At 50.5% G+C, this 23,932-nt stretch carries 22 protein-coding genes, 2 tRNA genes and 1 other annotated feature; of the genes, 7 read left to right on the forward strand and 17 right to left on the reverse strand.

The annotated features are described in order from the left end of the window. Window positions 1–73 precede the first annotated feature (73 nt). From ACLB09_RS11080 to ACLB09_RS11100, 5 genes are all read right to left on the reverse strand, one after another. Window positions 74–265, reverse strand: a complete 192-nt coding sequence (locus ACLB09_RS11080) for an aspartyl-phosphate phosphatase Spo0E family protein (RefSeq protein WP_410770069.1) — start codon at window positions 263–265, stop codon at window positions 74–76. Window positions 266–472: 207 nt separating this feature from the next. Continuing rightward, window positions 473–1,684 carry an aminotransferase class I/II-fold pyridoxal phosphate-dependent enzyme gene (locus tag ACLB09_RS11085; protein ID WP_410769874.1) on the reverse strand — a complete coding sequence of 404 codons (1,212 nt, stop codon included), beginning with the start codon at window positions 1,682–1,684 and terminating at the stop codon, window positions 473–475. A gap of 13 nt (window positions 1,685–1,697) precedes the next feature. Next, window positions 1,698–2,198, reverse strand: coding sequence for an Lrp/AsnC family transcriptional regulator (locus ACLB09_RS11090; RefSeq protein ID WP_410769875.1), 501 nt, complete (start codon window positions 2,196–2,198; stop codon window positions 1,698–1,700). A gap of 174 nt (window positions 2,199–2,372) precedes the next feature. Then, window positions 2,373–2,765, reverse strand: coding sequence for a spore coat protein (locus tag ACLB09_RS11095; RefSeq protein ID WP_410769876.1), 393 nt, complete (start codon window positions 2,763–2,765; stop codon window positions 2,373–2,375). 36 nt (window positions 2,766–2,801) lie between these two features. Then, window positions 2,802–3,035, reverse strand: coding sequence for a hypothetical protein (locus ACLB09_RS11100; RefSeq protein ID WP_410769877.1), 234 nt, complete (start codon window positions 3,033–3,035; stop codon window positions 2,802–2,804). A gap of 138 nt (window positions 3,036–3,173) precedes the next feature. Between ACLB09_RS11100 and ACLB09_RS11105 the strand changes: the two genes are divergently transcribed. Next, complete coding sequence (locus tag ACLB09_RS11105) at window positions 3,174–4,394, forward strand: NAD(P)/FAD-dependent oxidoreductase (RefSeq protein WP_410769878.1); 1,221 nt, start codon at window positions 3,174–3,176, stop codon at window positions 4,392–4,394. An 81-nt stretch (window positions 4,395–4,475) separates the two neighbouring features. On the opposite strand, the gene ACLB09_RS11110 is transcribed toward ACLB09_RS11105, so the two are convergent. The 4 genes from ACLB09_RS11110 to ACLB09_RS11125 form a co-directional block, all read right to left on the reverse strand. Continuing rightward, window positions 4,476–5,687 carry an MFS transporter gene (locus ACLB09_RS11110; protein ID WP_410769879.1) on the reverse strand — a complete coding sequence of 404 codons (1,212 nt, stop codon included), beginning with the start codon at window positions 5,685–5,687 and terminating at the stop codon, window positions 4,476–4,478. A 143-nt stretch (window positions 5,688–5,830) separates the two neighbouring features. Beyond that, window positions 5,831–6,355, reverse strand: a complete 525-nt coding sequence (locus ACLB09_RS11115; RefSeq protein WP_410769880.1) for a hypothetical protein — start codon at window positions 6,353–6,355, stop codon at window positions 5,831–5,833. A 148-nt stretch (window positions 6,356–6,503) separates the two neighbouring features. After that, window positions 6,504–6,920, reverse strand: coding sequence for a DUF350 domain-containing protein (locus ACLB09_RS11120; RefSeq protein WP_410769881.1), 417 nt, complete (start codon window positions 6,918–6,920; stop codon window positions 6,504–6,506). 16 nt (window positions 6,921–6,936) lie between these two features. Further along, complete coding sequence (locus ACLB09_RS11125; protein WP_410769882.1) at window positions 6,937–9,300, reverse strand: endonuclease MutS2; 2,364 nt, start codon at window positions 9,298–9,300, stop codon at window positions 6,937–6,939. 153 nt (window positions 9,301–9,453) lie between these two features. Between ACLB09_RS11125 and ACLB09_RS11130 the strand changes: the two genes are divergently transcribed. Together ACLB09_RS11130 and ACLB09_RS11135 are read left to right on the forward strand one after the other, a co-directional pair. After that, on the forward strand, window positions 9,454–9,804 hold the full coding sequence (locus ACLB09_RS11130; RefSeq protein ID WP_410769883.1) for a phage holin family protein: 351 nt from the start codon (window positions 9,454–9,456) through the stop codon (window positions 9,802–9,804). Between the two features lie 189 nt (window positions 9,805–9,993). Beyond that, window positions 9,994–10,368, forward strand: a complete 375-nt coding sequence (locus ACLB09_RS11135; protein WP_410769884.1) for a cupredoxin domain-containing protein — start codon at window positions 9,994–9,996, stop codon at window positions 10,366–10,368. Window positions 10,369–10,441: 73 nt separating this feature from the next. On the opposite strand, the gene zapA is transcribed toward ACLB09_RS11135, so the two are convergent. From zapA to pheS, 3 genes are all read right to left on the reverse strand, one after another. Further along, window positions 10,442–11,989: a cell division protein ZapA gene (zapA, locus tag ACLB09_RS11140; protein ID WP_410769885.1), complete on the reverse strand. Its 1,548-nt coding sequence runs from the start codon at window positions 11,987–11,989 to the stop codon at window positions 10,442–10,444. A gap of 113 nt (window positions 11,990–12,102) precedes the next feature. Continuing rightward, window positions 12,103–14,553, reverse strand: a complete 2,451-nt coding sequence (pheT, locus tag ACLB09_RS11145) for a phenylalanine--tRNA ligase subunit beta (RefSeq protein ID WP_410769886.1) — start codon at window positions 14,551–14,553, stop codon at window positions 12,103–12,105. Between the two features lie 26 nt (window positions 14,554–14,579). Next, on the reverse strand, window positions 14,580–15,614 hold the full coding sequence (gene pheS / locus ACLB09_RS11150) for a phenylalanine--tRNA ligase subunit alpha (RefSeq protein WP_410769887.1): 1,035 nt from the start codon (window positions 15,612–15,614) through the stop codon (window positions 14,580–14,582). A gap of 67 nt (window positions 15,615–15,681) precedes the next feature. Continuing rightward, window positions 15,682–15,970, reverse strand: a binding site (T-box leader). Window positions 15,971–16,213: 243 nt separating this feature from the next. Between pheS and ACLB09_RS11155 the strand changes: the two genes are divergently transcribed. Continuing rightward, entirely contained in the window at window positions 16,214–16,420 is a 207-nt protein-coding gene (locus ACLB09_RS11155) for a YwbE family protein (protein ID WP_410769888.1), read from the forward strand. Window positions 16,421–16,526: 106 nt separating this feature from the next. Here the strand turns inward: ACLB09_RS11155 and ACLB09_RS11160 are convergent, their stop codons facing one another. From ACLB09_RS11160 to ACLB09_RS11180, 5 genes are all read right to left on the reverse strand, one after another. Then, entirely contained in the window at window positions 16,527–17,549 is a 1,023-nt protein-coding gene (locus ACLB09_RS11160; protein WP_410769889.1) for a YsnF/AvaK domain-containing protein, read from the reverse strand. A 128-nt stretch (window positions 17,550–17,677) separates the two neighbouring features. Continuing rightward, a tRNA-Gly gene (locus ACLB09_RS11165) sits at window positions 17,678–17,751 on the reverse strand. 17 nt (window positions 17,752–17,768) lie between these two features. Next, a tRNA-Pro gene (locus ACLB09_RS11170) sits at window positions 17,769–17,845 on the reverse strand. A 98-nt stretch (window positions 17,846–17,943) separates the two neighbouring features. Next, window positions 17,944–20,067 carry a putative bifunctional diguanylate cyclase/phosphodiesterase gene (locus ACLB09_RS11175; protein WP_410769890.1) on the reverse strand — a complete coding sequence of 708 codons (2,124 nt, stop codon included), beginning with the start codon at window positions 20,065–20,067 and terminating at the stop codon, window positions 17,944–17,946. A gap of 214 nt (window positions 20,068–20,281) precedes the next feature. Next, a complete protein-coding gene (locus ACLB09_RS11180) occupies window positions 20,282–21,241 on the reverse strand; it encodes an aldolase catalytic domain-containing protein (protein WP_410769891.1) in 960 nt (319 codons plus the stop codon). A gap of 190 nt (window positions 21,242–21,431) precedes the next feature. On the opposite strand from ACLB09_RS11180, the gene ACLB09_RS11185 reads away from it, so the two are divergent. The 3 genes from ACLB09_RS11185 to ACLB09_RS11195 are packed head-to-tail and all read left to right on the forward strand — an operon-like array spanning window position 21,432 to window position 23,919. Beyond that, window positions 21,432–21,674 (forward strand): FeoA family protein, encoded by a 243-nt coding sequence (locus ACLB09_RS11185; protein WP_410769892.1) that lies wholly within the window; start codon window positions 21,432–21,434, stop codon window positions 21,672–21,674. Continuing rightward, window positions 21,671–23,695: a ferrous iron transport protein B gene (gene feoB / locus ACLB09_RS11190; protein WP_410769893.1), complete on the forward strand. Its 2,025-nt coding sequence runs from the start codon at window positions 21,671–21,673 to the stop codon at window positions 23,693–23,695. The genes ACLB09_RS11185 and feoB overlap by 4 nt, the downstream gene beginning before the upstream one ends. Before the next feature lie 56 nt (window positions 23,696–23,751). Next, window positions 23,752–23,919, forward strand: coding sequence for a FeoB-associated Cys-rich membrane protein (locus ACLB09_RS11195; protein WP_410769894.1), 168 nt, complete (start codon window positions 23,752–23,754; stop codon window positions 23,917–23,919). Window positions 23,920–23,932 lie beyond the last annotated feature (13 nt).

Raw genomic sequence — 23,932 nt, forward strand, 5'->3', positions numbered from 1 at the left:
ATACCATAAAAATAAAAAAGAAGATCCTTGAAGGATCTTCTTTGGGAAAATACGGTCTATTCCAAAACTGCAATTATTTATTCTTCCGGTTGTTTCTCATAAACTCATTAATTTTCAGATCCAGCAAGCTGCTGATTTCAATTACGATATCCGAAGTAAACGAATTTTCCTGCTGGAACAACTTTTCCATTTTACTGCGCAGCAAATGGATTTCATCTTCCAAGGAAACTGCTTGTGGTGAAGTTCCGCGACTGATTTCGTCTATCCATTGATTCGATTCATTGCCCGTTGCGCTCACAATACCAGCTAGTTCGTAAGGCAAATTGTACTCACCACAACCCAAAAGTGATCCCTCCCTGAGAAACTAAACCCTCTTCCAAAATAAAATTATACCATGTCAATTGGACAGTGATCAATTAATATATGAAAGAAATGTTAATTAGCCCCATTTTCCCGGTTAGGTACTATTGGCTCAGCCCTGTTTCAATTTATGAATGAATTGTCCCATCCGATGCAACGCTTCGCTAAGCTGAGTAACGGAAGTCGCATAGGAACAGCGGAGAAAACCTTCGCCTCCCGCTCCGAAAACATTGCCGGGTACGGCCGCGACTTTGGACTCCATCAACAATCGGGTAGCAAATTCATCCGAGCTTAGGCCGGTAGACTCGATACTCGGGAAGGCATAAAATGCGCCTTGTGGTTCATGGCAGGTCAGCCCGATATCACGCAATCCTTGAACGATCAATCTTCTCCGCTGATTGTAGGATTCAACCATATGGTCTTTCTCCTCCAATCCGTTCTTGAGCGCTTCAAGCGCGGCAACCTGGCCCATGACCGGAGCGCACATGACCGTGTATTGATGGATTTTCAACATCGCATAGATCAAATCCGGATGGCCGCAGGCATAACCCATCCGCCAACCCGTCATGGCAAAAGCCTTGGAAAATCCGTTGACCAGAATTGTCCGGTCTCTCATGCCGGGAATGGATGCAAAGCTGACATGCTTCTCACCATAGGTTAATTCCGAATAGATTTCATCGGAAATTACGATAAGATCATGCTCTTCCACGATTTTCGCGATCGGAAGCCAATCCTCGTAACTCATGATCCCGCCGGTCGGATTGCTCGGGTAGTTCAAGATCAGAACTTTGGATTTCGGCGTGATTTTAGCCTTAAGCTGATCGGCTTTCAATTTAAAGTTGTCTTTGGCGAAGGTTTCGATCTCCACGGGAATACCGCCGCCAACTTCGGTAATCGGCGAATACGATATATAGCATGGTGCGGGAACGAGAATCTCATCTCCCGGTACGATTAGTGCGCGCAACGCCAGATCAATGGCCTCACTTGCTCCTACGGTCACAAGGACTTCATCTTTCGGGTTATATTTAACGTCATAGCTGTTATACAAGTATTCCGCAATCGCTTCACGAAGCTCGGGCGTACCCGCGTTGCTCGTATAGCTTGTGAATCCCCGTTCCAGCGAATAAACGCATGCTTCCCGCACATGCCAAGGAGTAATGAAGTCAGGCTCCCCTACCCCAAGTGTAATAATATCCTTGTTTCCGCTGGCGAGGTCAAAAAAGCGGCGAATGCCCGAGGGTTGTATCTCTCTAACCCGTGGTGCCAAGTAAGAAGTCATGGATCTGCCCGTCTGCTCTGCCTGTCCTTGTGAATTTACACTCATAACATTACTTCCTTTACGGAGATATCATCAGGCGGCGGTCTTCTTCCGGATCTTCAAAGATGATGCCGTCCTGTTTATATTTTTTAAGAATAAAATGCGTTTTCGTCGAAAGCACGGACTCAAGCGGAGACAGCTTGTCGGAAACAAAGCTGGCCACTTCCTTTAGATTGCGCCCTTCCACTTCGACCAGTAAATCGTAAGCTCCGGACATTAGATAGACGGACATGACCTGGGGGAACAAATAAATCCGTTCCGCGATCGCCTCAAAGCCTCTGCCGCGTTCCGGCGTAATTTGCACCTCGATCAAGGCGGTCACTTTCTCGTCATCCAATTTGCTTGAATTGACCACGGTCGCGTATTTAACGATAACATGATCCTCTTCCAGCTCCGTAATGGCAGCCGCGACTTCTTCCGAAGATACGCCCAGCAAGGTTGCCAGCAATTTCGGATCCCGGCGGGCGTCCTCTTTCAGGAGATCCAGCACTTTCAGCTTCAGTTCGCTCAATTGTTTCATGCTTCACCCTCCAGCGCTGTTCCGGCGGGCCGTCATAACGACGGTCCACGGAATCTAAATTTAATATTAATATTACATGAATTTGTGCATCCTGCAAAGAAAAACGTCCGCTCATGGAAGATTCCCACGGAGCGGACGTTTCGGGTTAATCCCTTATATTACAATCAGGCTTGACTAAATGTAGCGTGGATTTTGTTGTTGCACATTGGTTTGGTGATATGCAACATTCGACGGATGGAGATAAGGGTTATTCTGGGCCGAACGCTGCTGCACAAACTGATGTACCTTTTGATGAGTTTGTTCCGACTCCTGAATCTTTTTATCGATTTCCTGACGGGAGGCGCTGGCGGGAGCGGAATATACCTTATTTTGCTCAAGCAGCATGTACAGATCGCCCTGAAGTCTTAAAGTACTGTCCGTCAATTCGGCAAAGGTGCGTCTGATCGAGGGGCAGGACGATTCCGTTGTTGCCGTTGTGTATTCCCTTACGGTGCGCCGGAGGTCGGCAAGGATAATTTTCAACAGGTCGTTCTCGGGCAATTGCTCCGTGCTGGATGGTAGGTTCACAAGATTTCCTCCTAAAGTAATTGTTATTGGATTTCGTTACTGAGCCTGAGTCGGAGCAAGATGCTGATGCTGTTTCATAGCATTGATCAGTGTGTGCATATGGTGTTCGTGGACATGCATATGCTCCGTAATGGCTTGTCCGAATTGGGGATTTGTCGAGACGGCAGCCGCGGCCGCACACATCTTGATCAGCATGTCTTCATTTGCTATGGAATCCGCAATATAATTGACTTCTTTGCCGGACAATGGCTTCATTTGCATATAGTTCATTTCATTCTCCTCCTGGTTGTGTGTTGCATTCGGGCATATTATGTCCTGCCAGTTTATTTTTATTAGGCGATCGATGATTATACTTATGGCGTCTCGGTGAATATTGGATTAGGGGAGAGAACAAGGAGGGACCATCCTATGAAATTACATACGGGCAAATATGCATGGAACAAAACGATGACTACGGTTCCCCGCTATCCGGCCTTGGAGGGAGATATCTCATGCGATTGCCTCGTCATCGGAGGCGGCGTCAGTGGAGCTCTATGCGCTTATCTACTAAGCGAACAGGGCATTGAGACCGTTTTAGCGGAAAGAGGAGACATCGCCTCAGGCAGTACACTCGTTAATACCGGCATTCTGCAATATGCAAACGATAAAACCTTGACCTCATTTATTCATACTTTCGGCGAAGAAAAGGCGGTTCATTTTTATCGGTTATGTCGGGATGCACTTGTCCATATGAAAGAAATTAACCGGAGCATGGGCCCGGACCTGCCGCTACAGGAGAGAAACAGTCTTTACCTCGCGAGTACAGATGAAGACGTAACATCATTGAGGGAAGAATATGAGAATTTGAAAAAGTACGGCTTTCACGTAGCATGGTGGGACGAGAACGAAATTGCCGACAAATTCCCGTTTCGCAAACCCGGGGCCATTTATACGCAGGGCGATGCCGAGATCAATCCGTTCGCCTTCGTTCACAGCCTGCTGAAACGCTCGGAATCCTTAGGCTTGCAAACCTTTGAGCATACCCCGGTTACCGGCTGGGAATTCGGAAGCGATGGGGTAACATGCCGTTCTGGGCGCTACACGATCCATACCAAACATGTCATTTTCGCGACGGGCTATGAAACGCAGTTGCTTAAAAAGGAACCCGGTGCGTCATTAACCAGCACTTATGTGGTGGTGACGGAGCCGGTGGACCATTTTGATGATTGGCATGAACGCTGCCTGATCTGGGAAACCGCCCGCCCTTACCTGTATATGAGGACGACGCCCGATGGACGGATTATGGCCGGAGGCCTTGACGAGCCTTTGCCCGGCGGAGTACTCAAGGAGGGCCGGGAAATCCACAAATCGCGCGAGATATTGAGTTTAATCCATAGCATGTTCCCGGAAAAGGCAGCGCTACGGGCCGATTACTCCTGGGGAGCCGTGTTCGGGGAGACACGGGACGGATTGCCTTATATCGGCACTCACCCGGACTATCCTCATTGCTTCTTCCTCGAAGGTTATGGAGGAAACGGCACCGTATGCAGCATGTTGGCCGCGGAAATGATTACCGATGTGCTGAGCGGCAAGTGCCGCAGCGATATGGAGCTGTTTGAGCTGACCAGAAGCACCAAGCCTTCGCCCTGATTGACCCTGAAAATTCTGTCTCCAGCTATTGCAGCGTGATAACATCTAGCACAACAAGCGGTTCCGGAGGCATAAGGCGCTTTAGGCGGTATCAGGCGTATCGGCATGAGGCTTGAACAATTTACGAATGGCAATCCAGCTTAAAATTGGCGATGCACCTAGTCCCAGCATCAGCCAAGTTACCGTCGTCATACGAGGAAACCAGCCGAATACGACGATGAACAGAAGCGTACCGGCCAACCTTCCGGACATAATGCTCAATTCCCGGAGCACGATCAACTCCACTCGCTGCTCCACCGTGTCTTCGCTTTTTCCGATCAAGTCGAAAACCGAGGAAATGACCGGGAGTAAATAGAGCGGCATAAACAGAGAGGTACCGATCCCGAAGAACATCAGCGAAAAATAATTTACGTTCCAAAGCAGCGGGACGATGACCGCGGTAATTAACATTGCTCCGATCAACATGCCGGCATACCTGTAACGGATATGGAGCCATTTGCCCACCGCCCAGAAGCTGACCAGGGATACGAGTGATGTAACAAATGAAAATTGTCCCACCTTCCTCTCAGCGGATGTGCTGATGAACACCAGCAAAGTACCCAAGAACGAAAAAACTCCCTCTCTCAGTCCATGCGCGGCCGAAGCCGGTACGGCGTGCCGCCAGGGACTATCTTTCTCAAAGTGACGAAAAGGCTCCAGCCAGTGGTACGGACCTCCTTTTTTTCTCTTTTTCAGCCAGAAGCTAAGCAGGATTCCGATCCCGTAAATAATGAGGGAAACCGTAAATATGACGCGATACCCGAGGTCGCCTTTCATCACCGAAATGATCCAGCCGGAAGTCCATGGACCCAAAATGCCGATCACCGATCCTAAAATTCCGATCCATCCGTTGAACAAATCCCGGGTATCGACATCGGTTACTTCAAAATAAACAACATTGAATGCCAGCCAAAACAGCCCCGATCCGATGCCGAACAAAAAACCAAGCGGCCAGATGTAATCGACCGTATGCGCTCCAGCCCAAAGCACGAGCAAATAAAATATTCCCGAAACGACGATGCCCAGCCGAAGGGAAACCATTTTGTCCCGCTCCTTCACCCATTTGCCGGCGATCCAGAACGTGAGTCCCAGTGCAAGCTGCTGGCTGAAAGTGAACCATCCGATCATCGCAAAATCTTGTTTTACCTTCCAAAGGTAGACGTTCAGGAATGTTCCCGACAACGCCCCTGCCAAAACAAATAAGCCATTGACGGCCAGTAGCAGCTTGGATTGGCCGTTAAGGTTGCTCTTCATGCATTTTGCCCCTCCAACGATTTAAGTGTACCTGTAAGATACCCAATCTGCGGGGAAGCATGAATTCCCTGGCAAAGCAATGAAAAAGGAGCCTCCCTGCTCGTCATGGTACATGACTACGGGAAAGCTCCATATTTTCGGAATCAATCTTTGCTAACGGTACGAATTAACGCATTCCGGTCTTCCTCCGACAGGAAGGAGCCTACATGGAAGCAGGCGGTGCATACATAAACATTAAGCTTTGCTGCTTGTTTTAGAAGCGGCTCTTTTAATCCTTCCGGAACGGCCGGGATATAATCAGGCCCCAGCGAACGGGTCCCCGCAAACATCATATATTCCCGGCAATGTGGGCATTCGGGAACTTCTTCCTGATGGTCCAGAATCTTCTCGACACCGGACTCATAAGCAAGCAGATCTCCACCAGCCGCCCCAAAAGCCTCCAGTCGCCGGATCGCGTTCAGATGGTTCTCATCATCCTCTTCCCAGATCCCGAGGCCATCTTCCTCCGGCTCATCGTCCTCCTCAATTTCCTCATCCGAACCAAGCGCAATATTCAATGTACGGTAGCCCTTAAGTTCATTGTGGCAGTAAGGACATTCCTCTTCGGGTCCCAGCTCCTCATCCCATACGATTTCCGTTTGACACCAGGGGCAAATCGTTGTATCCATGTCAGCCCTTCCTTCCTTTTTTATAAATTAAGACACGCCTTCTCGAACTTCATCAGGCATTCCACAAGAAGATAATCCCGGCAGCCAAAAACAACACGGCCGCCACAAATAAAACCCTGACCAGGTTTTTCAACATGCCAGATTCCTCCTAAGCGATACAGGCTCCGATCACATAGGATACCGAAACCGAGACGGCCATGGCAATAAAGCCCACCGCCACATTTCCCTCGGCGATCTCCTTGTCGATCCGAAAGACCGGAGTCACAAACTCAAACATAATGTAAGCCAGAAACAGCAGGAATGCTCCGACAAAAGACCAGGCCATGAACTCGTAGATGGTTGAACGTGCGGTCGCAAACCGTAAAATATTGCATAGGGCAAAAATTTTCCCGCCTGTGGCGAGCGAAGCAGCCAAGTTCCCCCGTTTGATCTCATGCCAGCAGCGATACCTCGTTACAAGCTCAAAGCAGGAAAGAAACACAATCAGTTCGACTACCGCTACGGAAAAATATCCGGCCATAAGTCCGATAGGCTGTTCCAATAGCGGATCAATGGTTCCTTTCAATCCGTTCTCCTCCCCGTCACTTCAGTTCGGCCACCGTTACTCCGGTACCGCCTTCCCCGTAATTTCCGAGACGATAACTCTTTATGTGCTTATGTTTGCGCAAATAATCGGAGATGCCGGTGCGCAATATCCCCGTGCCTTTGCCGTGAATAATATAAATCTGTCCCAGGTTGGCCAGATATGCCTCGTCGATGAAGCGGTCGACTTCAATGAGCGCTTCCTCCAGATTGGCTCCGCGCAAATCGAGTTCGCCCCGGACCTGGTCATCCCGGGTCCGTTTCACGTTCGCTACCGTCCGTTGAGCCGGTTTCGAAACCGGAGCGGAACCAATCAGTTCCAGGTCGTCTAATGTTACTTTCATCTTCATGATTCCCAGTTGTACGACAGCATCTTTGCTGCCGGCCAGCTCTACGACATGTCCCTTTTGATTGAGGCTGTATACCATAACCTCATCTCCAGGCTGTATTTGCCGCGGCGGTTTGGCCGTTTTTCGACCAGCCGTTTTCTTCCTTTGCTGCGGCTCGGCTTCATCCAACTGTTTGCGTGCGGCGATCAATTTATGCTCCTTCACAGAAGCGCCTTCCTCGAGCGCCAGCTTCCTCAAGTCTTCGATGATCTTCTCGGCCTCGCCCCGGGCTTTGACGATAATCGCCCTAGCCTCTTCTTCGGCTTTTTCCAGCCTGCGGTCTCTTTGCTGTTCGAGCTTTTCCAGCTCCGCCGCGTGCCGGCCGCGCAAAGCTTCCAGATCCTTGCGCAGCTTTTCTGCGGTTTCGCGCTCCTGCTCCGCGACGTTGCGGTTTTCCTCCAGCGAGGCGATCATATGCTCCACTCGCTGGTCTTCTTCCTTCACCTCACCGCGGGCATAATTCAAAATGGCGCCTGGGAGTCCAAGCCGCTCGGCGATCGCAAACGCGTTGCTTCGGCCCGGAACCCCGACCAGTAGCCGGTAAGTCGGACTCAGCGTCGCCACGTCGAACTCCATGCTCGCGTTGATGACGCCCTTGCGTTCATAAGCATAGGCCTTCAGCTCGCTGTAATGTGTGGTCGCTACCATACGGCAGCCTAAAGAATGAATATGTTCCAGAATCGCAATGGCGAGCGCGGAACCTTCCGCCGGATCCGTGCCTGCTCCAAGCTCATCAAGCAAAACGAGACTTTTCGTGGTCATTTTACTCAGGATCGAAATGATATTGGTCATATGGCTTGAAAAAGTACTGAGGCTCTGCTCGATACTCTGTTCATCCCCGATATCGGCATAAATGGCGTCAAAGACGCACAATTGGCTGCCTTCCTCCGCTGGGACGAACAAACCGGACATCGCCATCAGACTAAGCAGACCGATCGTTTTTAGCGTGACCGTCTTTCCGCCGGTGTTCGGCCCGGTCACGATGATGCTAGAATACTGGTTGCCCAACTCCACATCGATCGGAACAACCTGTTCCGCCGGGATCAAAGGATGGCGCCCGCGTCTTAGCTTCATGAATCCGCGGTCATTCATCCGGGGCAGTGTCGCTTTCATCTGCCGGGCTATACGCGCTTTCGCAAACATGAAATCAAGCTGGGCAAGCACATCGCTGTCGTATAACAGCAACTCTGCCTGCTCGCCGACCTGGGCGGTAAGCTTCTGCAGAATCACTTCAATTTCCCGTTCTTCCTTCAACCGTGTTTCCCGCAGTTTATTGTTCATGGCCACGATCGATTCAGGCTCGATAAACAGCGTCGCTCCGGAACCGGACTGATCGTGCACAATGCCGCCGAAATGTGATCTGTATTCCGCCTTCACGGGAATGACAAACCGGTCACCGCGAATCGTAATCAGCTGATCCTGCAGCATTTTCGAAATGCTGGAGGATCGGATCATCGCATCCAGCTTTTCCCGGATACGCACCTCTCCGCCCCGCAGCTCCCGGCGAATTTGCGCAAGCTCCGCACTGGCGGAATCCAGCACTTCCGCGCTGTCATCGATGCAGCGCTTGATCGCCTCTTCCAGCGTTTTCTGTTCGCTCAGCGCATCGCTAAGCGTAAACAGCAGCTCGATGGGATGATCTTCATGCATCGCCGACAAATAACGCTTAATCCGGCGCGATCCTTCAAGCGTGGTTGCCACGCCGAGCAATTCATGTGGATTCAGCGTACCCCCGATCCGTGCACGCTTAACGGCCGGAGTGATATCCACGATGCCTCCGAACGCCGGATATCCTTTTAACCGGTCCACGGTAAAGGCTTCTTCCGTCCCCTGCAGCAGTTGCTTGACTTCCTCAAGTCCGGTAACGGGGGACAACGCTTCGGCTGCCGCCCTGCCGAGCGGCGTCTGCGTATATTTGGTTAATTGCTCTATAATTTTTCGGTATTCCATCGTTTTTAAAATTTTGTCGTCCAAGTACGTTCACAACTCCCCTCGGGCTATGATCTCATTATAGCGAAACCGGCCATTTTTCGCCATTTCGCATGGTTTACACATAAAACGGGACTGCACGGAACATCATAAGTGGGAATTAGGACAATCATCTTTGTCAAAAGGAGGCCAAGTGCCATGAATTTTCTGGGACATGTAGTACGATTCATCGTCTCAGCCCTCGTATTGCTTGTTGTAGGCTGGCTTGTTCCGCAATTCAGTATCGGCGGCTTCGGCAGCGCCCTGATGCTTGCGCTCGTCATTGCCTTGCTGGGTTGGGCCATTGAAGGTATTTTCGGAAAAAAAGTTACCCCGTTCGGACGCGGCATCGTTGGTTTCATCACCAGCGCACTGGTGATTTGGCTGGCACAGTTTATCGTATCCGGTGTATCCGTCTCCATGATCGGAGCCCTTCTGGCCGCATTGGTTATCGGGATTATCGACCTGTTTATCCCGGTATCCACTCCCTTTGAAGCCGGGAAAGATTAATCCCTCTGCCTGGACTTTAAAGTTATAGATTCAAATCCGTGATCCGCCCGGCTTTCTGCGCTTGGCGGATCATCCGCTTGAAAAGAAGATGTTCACGAAATCTCCAAACCTTGCTTTCATCGATTTTGTTCATCTACGATATAATATTCTTGAAATTGTCATAAAAATTTTATATCGTGGGTGATTATCGTGAAAAAGACGGTTGCATTTCTGATATCCTCCGTTCTCTTGTTGGTTTTGGCAGCTTGTGGAAGCGGTTCTGGATCAAACAGCAGTGCTGAAGTAAGCAATGTTAAGCCGGAAGCTGAACTGGTGATCGAAGCTACCAACTATACATTCGACCAGAACGAGTACCATTTAAAGAAAGACGTACCCGTGAAGATTACTTTCAAAAGTTCGGAAGGAAATCACGGAATGCTGGTCCCTGGCCTAAAGCTTCAGCTTAAAGGCAAGGAAGATTCCGCCGTGATCATCCCTAAAGAGACAGGGGAATTCGAATTATCCTGCTCGGTAATGTGCGGAACCGGCCACAGCGCCATGATCTCAAAAATTATCGTAGAATAAGAGAATAGAGCCCCCGGCGAAAGACGCCAGGGGCTCTTTTATATGAATGGACTGGCAAAACCCGATGCGCGGATTAATTCTGGTCCTGCTCGATCAGTTCAATCCATTCATTATATTCGGTCTGCAGCTTTGCATAATCTTCCCGTAGACGCTTATATTCTTCCTCTTTATCCTGCACTTTCTCCCGCTCCAGTTCACGCTCCGCCTGAAGCAAGCGGTACTCGTGGGATACGATCTCAAAGCTTTCCGAAACTTGCCGCAATTCCTCGGCGATGCGATCCTTCTCTTGCTCAAGTTCGCGATAATCGGTAGACAGGTTCAATACCTGCTCGCCTCCGCTCGCGCACTCCTGCTGCCATTCCGCCAGTTGACGCTGCAGTTCGGCTTCGGTTTCGCGCCAGGAAGACAGTTCCTCTTCCGCCGACTTCAGTTGCTCTCTCCATTCGCGTTCACGACGCTCGGCAGCCTGACGGGAATCGTCCTGCTCTTCGGCCAATGCAGCATATTCCTGCAGCTCTTGCTCAAGTTCCTGCAATCGTCCATTTAACCTGCCGATTTCATCTTCCAGCCGTCGCTTGTCTTCGCCAGCGGATTGAGCGGTAAGCAGCGCAGACTCTTTTTCGCGCTCCATCTGCTCAAGTCTGGTGCGAAGGGAATCAAGTTCTCCCGCCATTTTTCCGGACTTGTCCTTTTCCAGAGAAGCTCTTTCTTTGGCCGATGACAGCTCGCCGCTCACGGCACTTAGCTGCTCTTCCAGCTTTTCCGTCCGGCTGATTGCCTCTAATTGGCTGATTTCCAAACGGCTGAGTTCTTCGTTCCGTTTATCCGCGAGCTTATGCCACGAAGTTTCGTTCTGAACGGCAGCCGCAAGCTCCGAACGCAGCTTATCTTCCCGCTCCTTACCTTCTTGAAGCAGACGGGCTTGTTTCTTGGCTTCGGCATCGGCAGCCTGCAGCGTTTGTTGCGCCAGCTTATACTGCTGCTCCAGCTTCAGGCTAGTCTCCTTAGCCCGCTGTTCCGCATTCTTTGAGGCTTCTTCACGCTGCTGCGACGCTTTGAGTTGGTCGGACAGCTTCAAGCGCTCTTCCTTCTCTTTACGTATATCCTGTTCCACGTTGCGCAATTTGGTCTGCAGTTGCGTATTACTGCCGCGTTGTTCCGATAACTGCCGCTCCAGCTCTTGAATCCGCTCGGTCAGTTTCTTGCACTCCGCGTCGCGTTCTTTCAGCGAATTCTCGCTTTGGGCGACCTGCTCGGTAAGCAGCTTCTTGTCGCTTTTCAGTTGGTGATGCTCCTCCTGAAGCCCTTTATGGTCATTCTCCTGCTTCGCATGGAGCGCCTGCATCACGGAAATCTCCTGTTTAAGATCACCTTTCTCTTGCTGAACCTGTTTCAACTCGCTCTGAAGCTGTTCCGTTCTTACGGCCTCCTCCGCCATACGGACAGCCGCCAGCACCGCCAGGCGCGGGGTGTCCAGATGGGAATACATCTTGGCGATGGAACGCATTTGCTCGTCAACTCGACGGGCAACCTGCTTCATGTAGTCGGTATTGCTGCCGACAATTTTATAAGAAGTGCCGTATATTTCCACATTTACACTAATACGGTCAGGGGTATTCACAGCCAAGTGCCTCCTTCAGTCCGGGTTTGATCTCAGATGTCTGTATTTGCACGAAAGTCACATCGAATCATTACTTACAAAGAAAGATTCGATGTGACTCCGTTCAATTCCTGCTATTTTCTCAATTCTGCAGCAAAAGTTTGCTCCAGCGCCGTAATAACGGATTCATGGACTCCGGTTACCTCTTCGTCGGTCAGTGTCCGTTCCATGTGACGGTATACCAGAGAGAGGGCTACGCTCTTCTTGCCTTCACCCAATTTGCTGCCGGTAAATAGGTCAAAAACCTCGACGGATTCAAGCCATTCTCCAGCGGTTTGAGTAATCTTGGAGATAAGGGCTCCTGCTTCTACATGGCTATCCACAACGACCGCAATATCACGCTGCATCGCCGGGAAGCGTGGCAGATCCCGGTACGCTACGGTCTCGCCGGCATACTTGTACAGAGGTTCAAGCAGCAGTTCCGCGACATACGTATCATCAAGGTCCATGTCCCGTTGCAGTTCCGGATGCAGTTGTCCAAGCGTACCGATTCTCAGCCCGCCTTCCGGAGTATTCAGGTAGAGAGAAGCTGAACGTCCAGGATGGAAACCTTGAGGTTTATCGGCCTGATAGGAAACGGCGTCGCTGAGTCCAAAATATTCAAACAGACTCTCCAGAGCGCCTTTAAGATCAAAGAAATCCACCTTCTCGGACGGAGCGTTCCAGCGTTTAACTCCACGGTTACCGGTGAGCAGCAGGCCCAACGCAGGCAATTCCCGCGGCTGCTCCTTCAGGTGCTCATCCTTACCATGGAACACAGTACCGATTTCGAACAAAGCAAGATCGTCGTGCTTACGGTTCCGGTTATACTGCGCCATATCGACCAATCCCGGCAAAAGACTGCCACGCAGTACGCTGCGGTCCTCGCTCATCGGCATCGCCAGTTTCACCTCATATCCGCCATCACCAAGCACAGGAAACTTGCCGCCGGCCCCTTCCCGGATAAAGGAATAACCCATTGTCTCCTGCCAACCGCCGTGTACAAGCAGACCGCGCAGTGCACGCCGCAAAGCTTGCGGCTTAGTATAGCCCCCGGCAGTCGACGGTCCCTCGATCATCGTAACCGGAATATTGTCATACCCGTATAGACGGGCGATTTCTTCAATCAGATCCACGTCGCGGGTAATGTCTCCACGGCGGCTCGGGACGCGAACTTCCAGCGCATTCCCTTCCAAATCGCCGCAGTCAAAGTGCAAACGAATTAAAAGAGCTTTCGTTTCCAGGGTCGAAATATCCGTGCCCAGATAGGCGTTCATTTTATCCAGCGATAAAGTAATCGTGCGGTCCTGAGGTTCAGCTGTAACTGACTGAACTACGCCCTCCAGCACTTTACCGCCGGCGAAATTCACCATCAGCGATGCCGCGCGGTCTAGTGCCGGAAGCACTCTGGCAGGGTCTACTTCCTTTTCGAACCGCAGCGATGCCTCGGAACGGAGACCGAGCTGACGCGACGTTTTACGTACGGAACCGCCGTCGAACTTGGCCGACTCCAGCACGATGTTCGTTGTGGTTTCCGTCACTTCAGAATCCAGTCCACCCATTACGCCGGCCAATCCTACGGGCCGGTCTTCGCCGTCCACGATTAACAGCGCTCCCGCCTCAAGCTTACGTTCCTGTCCGTCCAGCGTGACCAGGGTCTCGCCTTCTTTGGCTTCGCGTACGCCGATGGCGTTCCCGGCGATCTTATCGGCATCAAAAGCATGGAGTGGTTGCCCATACTCCAGCATTACATAATTCGTAATGTCCACGATGTTGTTAATCGGCCGGACGCCCGCCGCCATCAGGCGGCTTTGCATCCAGAGCGGCGAGACGCCGATCTTCACGCCCGAAATATACCGGACCGCATAACGGTTGCACAGATCCGGGGATTGTATACTTACCGAAATCCGGCTCTTCGCCGGTTCAGCCACTTCGATCAGTTCTTTCTCCGGATGAGGAAGCTTCACGTCCCGGCCCAAAATCGCGCCGACTTCATAAGCGGCCCCAAGCATGCTTAGGCAATCCGAGCGGTTCGGCGTCAGGTCGAAATCCAGTACCTGATCGTCCAGGTGCAGCAGTTTTGTGACCGGAGTGCCGATCTCGCTGTTTTCAGGGAGAACAAGAATGCCTTCCTGTTGTTCCTTCGGCAGCAATTTATCGTTGAGGCCAAGTTCTTTGGCCGAGCAAATCATACCTTGCGAAGGAATGCCGCGAAGCTTCGCCTTCTTGATTTCCAGCCCGCCCGGAAGCTTTGCCCCGACAAGGGCGACAGGCACCTTCTGCCCGGCGTCCACGTTTTTCGCGCCGCAAACGATTTGCAAGTCTTCCTCTTCGCCGGCATCGACGATGCAGACGTTCAATTTATCGGCATCCGGATGCTTTTCCTTGCTTTTCACGTAACCGACAACAACTTTAGTAACTCCTTTATTCCGTTCCTCGACCGAGTCGATTTCGATGCCGGAACGCGTAATCATCTCGGCAAGCTCCGGAATATTCACATTTTCCAGCGAAACATATTGTGATAACCATTCGGTTGATACTTTCATGTCAATTCCCCTTCCTTTTCCGTGGCCTAGACTCTGGCAAACTGCTGCAGGAAACGCAGATCGTTATTGTAGAAGTGGCGGATGTCGTCGACGCCGTATTTCAACATCGCGATCCGCTCAACGCCCATTCCGAACGCGAAGCCGCTGTATTGTTCCGGATCGTATCCGCTCATTTCCAGCACGCGCGGATGAACCATCCCGCTGCCCAAAATCTCCAGCCAGCCGGAGTGCTTGCATACCCGGCAGCCGTTTCCTCCGCATTTCACGCAGGTAACGTCAACCTCGACGCTTGGCTCGGTGAACGGGAAAAAGCTTGGGCGAAGGCGAATTTGCGTATTCGCTCCAAACATCTTGCGGGTGAATTCCAGCAGCGTCCCCTTGAGATCGCTCATCCGAATTCTTTTGCCGACCACGAGGCCTTCGATTTGATGGAACTGGAAGGAATGGGTCGCATCATCGTCATCGCGGCGGAATACGCGCCCCGGACAAATCACCTTGATCGGAACTTCGCCTTTCATGTCTTCCATCGTGCGGACCTGAACCGGAGAAGTCTGGGTACGCATCAGCAAATCTTCGGTCAAATAGAAAGAGTCTTGCATATCTCGGGCCGGATGGTTCTTCGGCAAATTCAGCGCCTCGAAGTTGTAATAGTCCGTTTCCACCTCAGGACCTTCCGCGATCTTGTATCCCATCCCGATAAAAATGTCTTCAATCTCCTGAATGACCTGGTTCAGCGGATGCACGGCACCCTGCTTAAGCGGTCGTCCGGGCAAGGTAACGTCAACCTTCTCGTCTGCGAGCCGGCTCTCGGTCTCTTTCCGCTGGAAATCGTTCTGCTTCTCTTCGATCAACGCTTCGATCACTCCGCGCACTTCATTGGCCACTTGGCCGATCACCGGCCGTTCCTCGGCGCTAAGCCCGCCCATACCGCGAAGAATCTCGGTGAGGGCGCCTTTTTTACCCAGATATTTGACCCGCAGGTCGTTGAGATGAATGGCATCGGCCGCTTTGCCAAGCTGCTCCATCGCCTCGTGTTTGAGTGCCTCCAAAGTTTCTTTCATCGACAAATCCCCCTTAAGCTTTATAAATCAGTGTTGGTCCAAAAAACAAAAAAGGCCCCTTCTCCCGGAAAGGGACGAAAAGACCGTGGTACCACCCTTGTTAGAGTCTCCATAACCCGCTGCCGGAAGCCTCAAAACAGACTTCCCAAAGGATAAGACTCTCACTTTATCGGCGTAACGGGCCGTAGCCGGTATCCTCTACTGCACCGCTGACTGCCGGTTAGCGGCTTAGCGGGGTTCAAGGAACTGCTCCGGAGCGAACTTCAGCAGCCTGATTCCGTAGAGACGCTCTCAATCACTGACGTCTCCTCCCTGTAAGGAGGCTTCTGCCTACTCTTCTCCATCATTGCATTAACTTTTTGACTTACCTGATATTATATGCAAAGTTTTGTACAATGGCAAGCTGTAACGGTCAACCGCGGCATCTGCGGAAAACCGCCGATTTATTGATTCCGACCAGCCGGTACCTGTACAGCTCCATCGCTCATCGCCAGTAACCGTCCATTCCGCGTATTTTGGATATCAATCTAGTTGTGGTATCGTATAGAATAATTCCGATTTGATTAATAAAAAATGCAACTTGAGGAGATATACCAACTATGAACGGAACTGTACGCAAAAATATTGCCCCGGGTCTCACCGTCGACATCGTGCTGAAAAAAGACCAGCCGACGGGACGACTTACGCGCGGCATCGTCAAAGATATTCTGACCAACTCGCCGAATCATCCCCACGGGATCAAGGTCCGGCTGCAAGACGGCCAGGTAGGGCGCGTCAAAGCCATCATCCCGGACGGAAGCAAATAAACCGGCCTCGCAAACGCCATATAAATGCTGAAAGGACAGCCCGCAGGCTGTCCTTTTTCTGAAAAATATATAAGCTGAATCTCATCCCTGGGCGCCTCGTCCGTTATTAGTCGAGCTCCGCATCCCCTTGTACTCGGGGATTACCGGTCTGATCCAGACGGGCTTCTTCCTTCTTCAATGTATCCCGTACCTGTTCCGTATCCTGGACCTCCCGTTTATGAATCTCCACCTCACCGGTCACGACCGGAGTCTTGTTGACTTCCACCCGCTCCTCCGTGACCGGGATGCGGATCGTTTCATCACGGCCTACCGGCTCGCCTGCCGCCTCGTCATGGATCGCTTTTTTCTCGATTACCACTTCCTCGCGGCTAACCGGCACATTGATCGTCCGCTGTTCTTCAACTACTTCTTTACGCAAATTTACTTCACCGGTAGTTTCCCGGGTTTTCGAAATGTCGAGTTGTTCCTCGTGCAGTCGCATCGTGCGATCCTCACTGTTGTAATCTCTATCCTGCCCCTGCGGGCGGTCCAGCGTCGCCATTTCCTGGTAAAAGGTACCTGCCGGTTCCCGGGTTTCCTGCATCTTTTCTTCAGACACGCTGCGATCCATCCCGTTATTATCGTATCCATCACGATAATTGTGGGCATTCAGGGAATGGTGGTCCCGGAATACGTTATAAACCTGTCTTTCCTGTGTATCGGTCGCATCTACCATAACAAGAATGCGCCCATGCTTGACGAAGTTGTTATATTCTTCCGCTTCATTCTCGGGAATACCGAGACCGACCAGACCGCCTACCAGTCCTCCGGCTCCGGCACCTACAGCCGCTCCCGTCAACGTTGCCGCGATCGGTCCTGCAGCGATGATAGGCCCGATCCCGGGAATAGCTAGCGCGCCCAGGCCCGCCAGCAAGCCTGTTACGCCGCCCAAAAGCCCGCCTGTGGCAGCCCCCGTGGCAATTCCTTCAGGCGCTTTCGTTCCTGTCTCGTCATGAATAGAATTGATATCGTCTTTATTTCGCCCGATGACGGAAATATCATCGGAATCGTAACCAAGGCCTTGCAAATCCCGAATCGCATTAGAAGCATCCTTCTCCGAAGCAAAAACACCAACTATTTTTTGAGCCATGTCAATTACCTCCTGATGTGGATTGGGTTCAGAAGATAATTAACCACTAGCTTCATATTCAAACTTCCAGAATTTGTGTCGGCGCAACAAAAAAAGCCGCCATCCGGCAGCTTTATCGTAAGTATGTATGGAGCGGGTGATGGGAATCGAACCCACGCTACCAGCTTGGAAGGCTGGAGTTCTACCATTGAACTACACCCGCGTAGTGAATAATGATCATGGTCGGGACGACACGATTTGAACATGCGACCCCCTGGTCCCAAACCAGGTGCTCTACCAAGCTGAGCTACGTCCCGAAGTCCTACTGTTGAAGAGTATCTCTCGTGAAGACAAAATATAATATATCACTTTCAAAAACTCATTGCAACTGTTTTTTTGCTTAAAAAGAAAAACCTTAGCCGGCAAGCCGACTAAGGAATTCACTTTCCAGTACTCGGGCCGGAACGGGCTTGCTGAACAAGTACCCTTGACCCTCGTGACAATTCTGTCCCTTGAGGAATTCAAGCTGCTCCTCGCTCTCCACCCCTTCAGCGGTAACTTTCAACTTCAAATGGTGCGCCATAGTCGTAATCGTGGAAACGATGGCAGCGTCATTTCCGTCCAGCATTACTTCCTTCACGAAAGAGCGGTCGATCTTCAGACGGTCGATCGGCAGGCTTTTCAAATAATTGAGCGAGCTGTATCCTGTTCCGAAATCATCGATGCTAATATGTATGCCCAAACGTTTCAAGCTTTGAAGCTGGTTTAGTGCGGTTTCGATATCGAAGGTCATGCTTTCCGTGATCTCGAGCTCCAGAAATTTAGCTTCCAGCCCAACTTCTTTCAGAATCGCGTCAACCTTGTCGGCCAAATTGTACTGCCGGAATTGGCGCATCGACAAATTCACCGAGACGCAGACAGGCTCATAACCATCGAGTTGCCACTTTTTAGTATGCTGACACGCCGTTTTCAGCACCCATTCACCAAGCGGAACAATTAGTCCGGAGTCCTCGGCAAGAGGAATGAATTCATTGGGCGGAAGCAAACCCCGTTTGGGGTGATTCCAGCGGACCAGCGCTTCCATACCGACCATCTTGCCGCTTTGAAGGCTGAATTGAGGCTGGTACTCCAGAAAAAACTCGTTCCGTTCCAACGCTTTGCGCATATCGTTCTCCAGTTCAACCCTGGATTGGGTGACCTTTTTCATGGCTTCCGTATAACGGATGAATACTTGGTCATGCTCTTTGGCATGGTGAACGGCCATGTCGGCGTATTGAATCAACTGATCTACCGAATTTCCGTCTTCGGGAAAAATGGAAAGCCCCATGCTTAACGAAATATGATATTCCGTGTCGTCGATCATCACGGAAGGATTCACCGATACGAGCAGCTGTTCAGCGCGTATTTCCATCCCGGATTCGTCTTGAGGACTTGTAAAGATAACGGCAAATTCATCATCGCCCATCCGGAACACTTTTTCCTCGGAAAGACAGAGCCCTTCCAAACGTCCCCCTACCTCCATCAAAAGCTTGTCTCCCGCACTGTAGCCCAAGGAATCGTTAATCGCTTTAAACCTGTCGATATTGATTACTGCTACCCCCGCACGGACGGTTTCGCTCTTTCCGCCTGTTTCGAGAAGCCCATTCAGCATCTCCTTCATCCGGCGAAGGTTAGGAAGTCCCGTCAAATCATCGTGATAAGCCATATGCTTCATCTGGGCTTCAATCGCACGCTGTCCTTTATACGGTTCATCAATGGTCAAATGGTAGACACCTTTAAGCACAAAATAATAGGAAATAACGGTATACCATTCCCCGAGGACATGTACCAACCCGGAATTCCCGGGATTGCCGGACATAAGCAACGTATATCCCATCATGAGGAACAGCATAGCCCGAATTACCGTTAAGGTTGCCTTAGGGCTTTCCTTGCGATGGCGATAAAGAATGGCAAAAATACCGGCGGCGTAAAGCGCCAAAATCCCTGACAATAAAACCATTTTCCCTGCAGGATGATCTTGAAATTCAAGTAATGCGGGGAGATCCGTACGATATGTATACAGCAAGATAATTCCCGTTGCACCGATCAATGCGGCACCCAAAAAAACGAATAGTTTATGTTTCCCGGAAATTTGCCGGTCAGATGTTGAAAATATGATCAGCATTCCAGCCGCGCATAACAGATGCGAAATGATTAAAAATGCATTAGATAAGCGAAACCCCGTCTCTAAGCCAAACAGTTTGATCCCGCTCGTTCCTGCGGCATGAAGAACATTTAGTACTCCCAGGATGGAGAATAGCACCGCAGAGTACAGCCGCTGTTTTGACAACTTTTCTGTGAACAAAATCCATCCTTGAGTAAAAATAGCGAAAGATACGGCACCGCAGACTAAACCGGCCATCAACTGCAAAGTTTGCAATGATTCCGCGGCATACGGCGCTTTTCCGGTGCCGGCAGAAAGCCAAATAGCACCGAGCATCACCGCCAAACCGAATCCTCCCTGGATGATTGTTGTTCTCTCCTCTGTCCTGATTCTCATTTGTGTTCAACCCCCGGAGGTAATTATCTGTGAAGCTGTTATTATGTACAATTCAACAAGAAACGACCTTTTCCTGCCTTTTCTTTTAAAGGAATCTAAAAACTGCATGAATATTCACAAAAGTTGTTCAAAATTCATTAATTTTCACAAAAAAATAGATCAAAAACAGACAAAAGTCCGGCACGTGATCGGCCGAACTTTTGCCTCATAACGATTACTTTTTGTCAAAGCTAACTTCAGGCGTTGTCAATTTGTCATAGAAATCGACCGCCTTATCTTTATCTTCTGAAGCCCGTAGCGCCATAGCCGAACGGGGATGCTCGTCCAGCGTCCCGGTAATCATGTACGGAATCAGATAACCCCACTCCTCTTTCTCCCGAAGCGGAATAAGCAGCTGTTCCAACACGTCCAGCACCGGACGGAGTTTGTAATTCGTGTTTTTCAGATGGGTGACCAGCAGTTCGGTCGGGCAATTACCAGCCGCGCGTCCCATTCCGTATACCGAGGCATCCAAAAATTCAACGCCAAGATCGGCGGCCACCAGCGTATTGGAGAAAGCTAACTGCATGTTATTATGCGTATGCACGCCCAGCCGTTTATTCGGCAGATGGGTTTTGAATTTATTGACCAGATATTCCATGTCCTTGTAATCGAGGCTTCCGTAAGAATCTACAATATATACGACGTCGACAACGCTTTCTCTAATCATCTCAAACGCTTCAAGCAATTCGTTCTCCATCACGTTCGAAAGCGCCATGATATTTAATGTAGTTTCATATCCGCGATCATGGAAAAGCTGAACCAATTTCAACGCCTTGTCCACATCTTTGACGTAGCAGGCCACCCGGATCAGATCCAGCAGACTTTCGCTGCGCGGCAGAATATCGTTCTCATCCACCCTTCCGATATCCACCAGCGCGGACAGTTTCGTATTCCCCTTTTGCGGAATGACCTTTTTGAGAAAATCATCGTTCAAAAACCGCCAAGGTCCAGCCTGATCGGCTCCCTTCAATAGCTTGGGCGAATTCTTATATCCGATTTCCATATAATCTACGCCTGCTTCGTTAAGACCGGCGTATAGTTTTTGAACAAATTCCACGCTGAAATCCCAGTTATTAACCAGTCCTCCGTCGCGTATCGTGCAATCGACAATTTTACTTTGATTTTCCTTCATCCCTACCGATCCCTTTCCCTGTATGTTTTACTATCCATCTTACTTGAAGCGAAAACAAAAAGTAAAGATGTAACGCTGCTTTTTGTTGTGATTATTATCACGGTTCTTCTTTTCCTTTCATGATATATTGAATTGAATTTAATTGAGACTGATTCTCAATATCGAATGAGCGCTAAAGGAGTGATGTCCGTTGACACCATGCCAATGCTGTTTATCAGGTTTACAACCCGGCAATTCCGGGTCCATCTGCCGCTTCGGCAACATAGATCCCATACTCAAACGCCGTCTTGCCGATTTGGGCGTAGCGGAAGGCTCCAACATTACCGTCAAGCGCCTTTGCCTATTTGGCGGCCCCATCCTGCTCGAATGCAGCGGACAGCTTCTCGGTATCCGACAAAAGGAAGCTGCGAAGATTGAGGTGTTGGTATCATGAGCGGTGCGGCCCTTATCGGAAATCCCAACACAGGTAAAACTTCACTGTTCAACACACTTACAAGCTCTTACGAATACGTGGGCAACTGGTCCGGTGTGACGGTCGAGAAAAAGGTCGGTCACCTGAAGGACAAAAGCGGCTCGCTTACCGATCTCCCCGGCATTTACTCACTCCATCCTCTCTCAAGGGATGAAGGCGTGGCCGCTGAATATCTGGTCACCGAATCCCCGTCTTTGCTAATCAACATCGTCGATGCTTCCCAACTGGAACGGAATTTATATCTCACCATTCAACTGCTTGAATACGGAAAACCGGTCATCATCGGGTTGAATATGGTCGATGTGGCTAAAGCCCGCGGCTTGTCCATCGATATCGAAAGGTTGTCCGCCAGCCTTCGCACCGAAATTGTTCCTCTTGTTGCACGAACCGGGTCAGGCACCAAAGATCTGCTTCTGAGCATGAGCAAAGCCAAAGATACCGCTCAAACGCCTCCATTTGAAATCCATTACGGGGACATCATTGAGGAAGCGATTGTTCTTATTTCCCGGGAAGTAAGTTCAAATCTGCCCTCCTCCCCATTGCTGCCACGATGGATTGCGCTGCAAATTCTGGAGAATAATCCTGCGGTAATGAACTCGTTATCATTTCCGCCTGATATACTTGCTCGCCTTCTGAAAATTGTGGAGAATACGCAGGAGCGACTTACAAACGACAGGATTTCAGCATCACTGCAAGAGCATATCCGCTCTGTTCGTCTGGAGATCATCCACGACATTTGCGAATCGGCTGTCGATCATTCGAACCAGAAGCCTCACAGTTTAACGGAAAGAATCGATGCGTTCGCTTCCCATCCGGTCTGGGGAATTCCGATCTTCCTGCTGTTTATGTTTCTCACTTTCAAGCTTACGTTCGATTGGCTCGGAAACCCGCTATCGGATCTGCTTGACGGCTTCATATCCGGACCTTTCAGCAGCCTGGTGGAACGCGGACTTTCTGCAGTCGGGGCCTCCGAGTTTACCTATGCACTTATTATCGACGGCATTATCGGCGGTGTTGGCGGGGTTTTGGTATTCATGCCACAGATTTTCATCATGTTCCTGATTATTTCCTTCATTGAAGATTCGGGTTACATGGCGCGGATTACCGTCATGATGGACAAATTGATGGAAATGGTCGGGTTGAACGGCAAGGCGCTGATTCCGTTTATTATCGGATTCGGCTGCAATGTTCCGGCTGTCATGGCTTCGAGAAGCATCGAACAACAGAAGGAACGTACCTTGACTATGCTTCTGGTCCCATTGATGTCCTGTTCCGCCCGGCTGCCCGTATATGCGCTGTTCGCCGGTATTTTCTTCGCAAAATCACAGGCTCTGGTCGTATTATCGCTATATGTAATGGGCATTGTGCTTACCTTGCTGCTTGCCAAGCTCTTCTCCATGTTCATGTTTAAAGACAGCAAGTCATTCTTTATGGTTGAGCTGCCTCCTTACCGGATGCCGCAAGCAGTCACCCTATTCCGCAGCACATGGGAAAAGGGCAAAGGTTTCCTGCGCAAGGCCGGAACCTTTATTCTTGGCGGCTCCGTCATGATCTGGTTGTTGACCTATCTTGGTCCAGGCGGTATCGCAGCCGATATGGACGACAGCTTCCTGGCATCCATCGGCGGTTTCTTCGCATCGCTGCTGGGGCCTATCGGCTTCGGCACCTGGCAATCGGGGGCCGCGCTGGTCACCGGATTTATGGCTAAAGAAGTCGTTGTCTCCACGATGAATATCATCTATCATGTGCCGGACATGGCCGGGCTTCAGGGCCAGATCTCGGCGGCGTTCACACCGCTGCAAGCTTACAGCTTTATGGCCTTCGTTCTCCTTTATACGCCTTGTCTGGCAACCGTCGGCGTACTGCGGAAAGAAACGGCATCATGGAAATGGACGCTATTTTCCATTGCTTACGCCCTTGTTCTCGCCTATGCGGTATCGCTGATTATTTATCAAGGCGGTAAATGGATCGGGCTGACTTAGTATTGCATTCCATCGACAAAGGCTAACTTTAACTTAGGGAAAGGAGTCAGATTCAGATGGCTGATATCGTCATTATTACCATCGTATTCTCCTACGCGGCTTTCGCCTTGTACCGGGGACTCCGAAAAAGCAAAAAAGGGGCCTGCGCGTCCTGCTCGCAGCAGAAATCCTGTTCGGCCGCTTGTAGTGATTCCCATGCACCTGCTTCCTCCAAATCAAAGTGAATGTTCACTTGCC

The sequence above is a fragment of the Fontibacillus forbon genome, from assembly GCF_046559655.1.
Lineage (GTDB): Bacteria > Bacillota > Bacilli > Paenibacillales > Paenibacillaceae > Fontibacillus.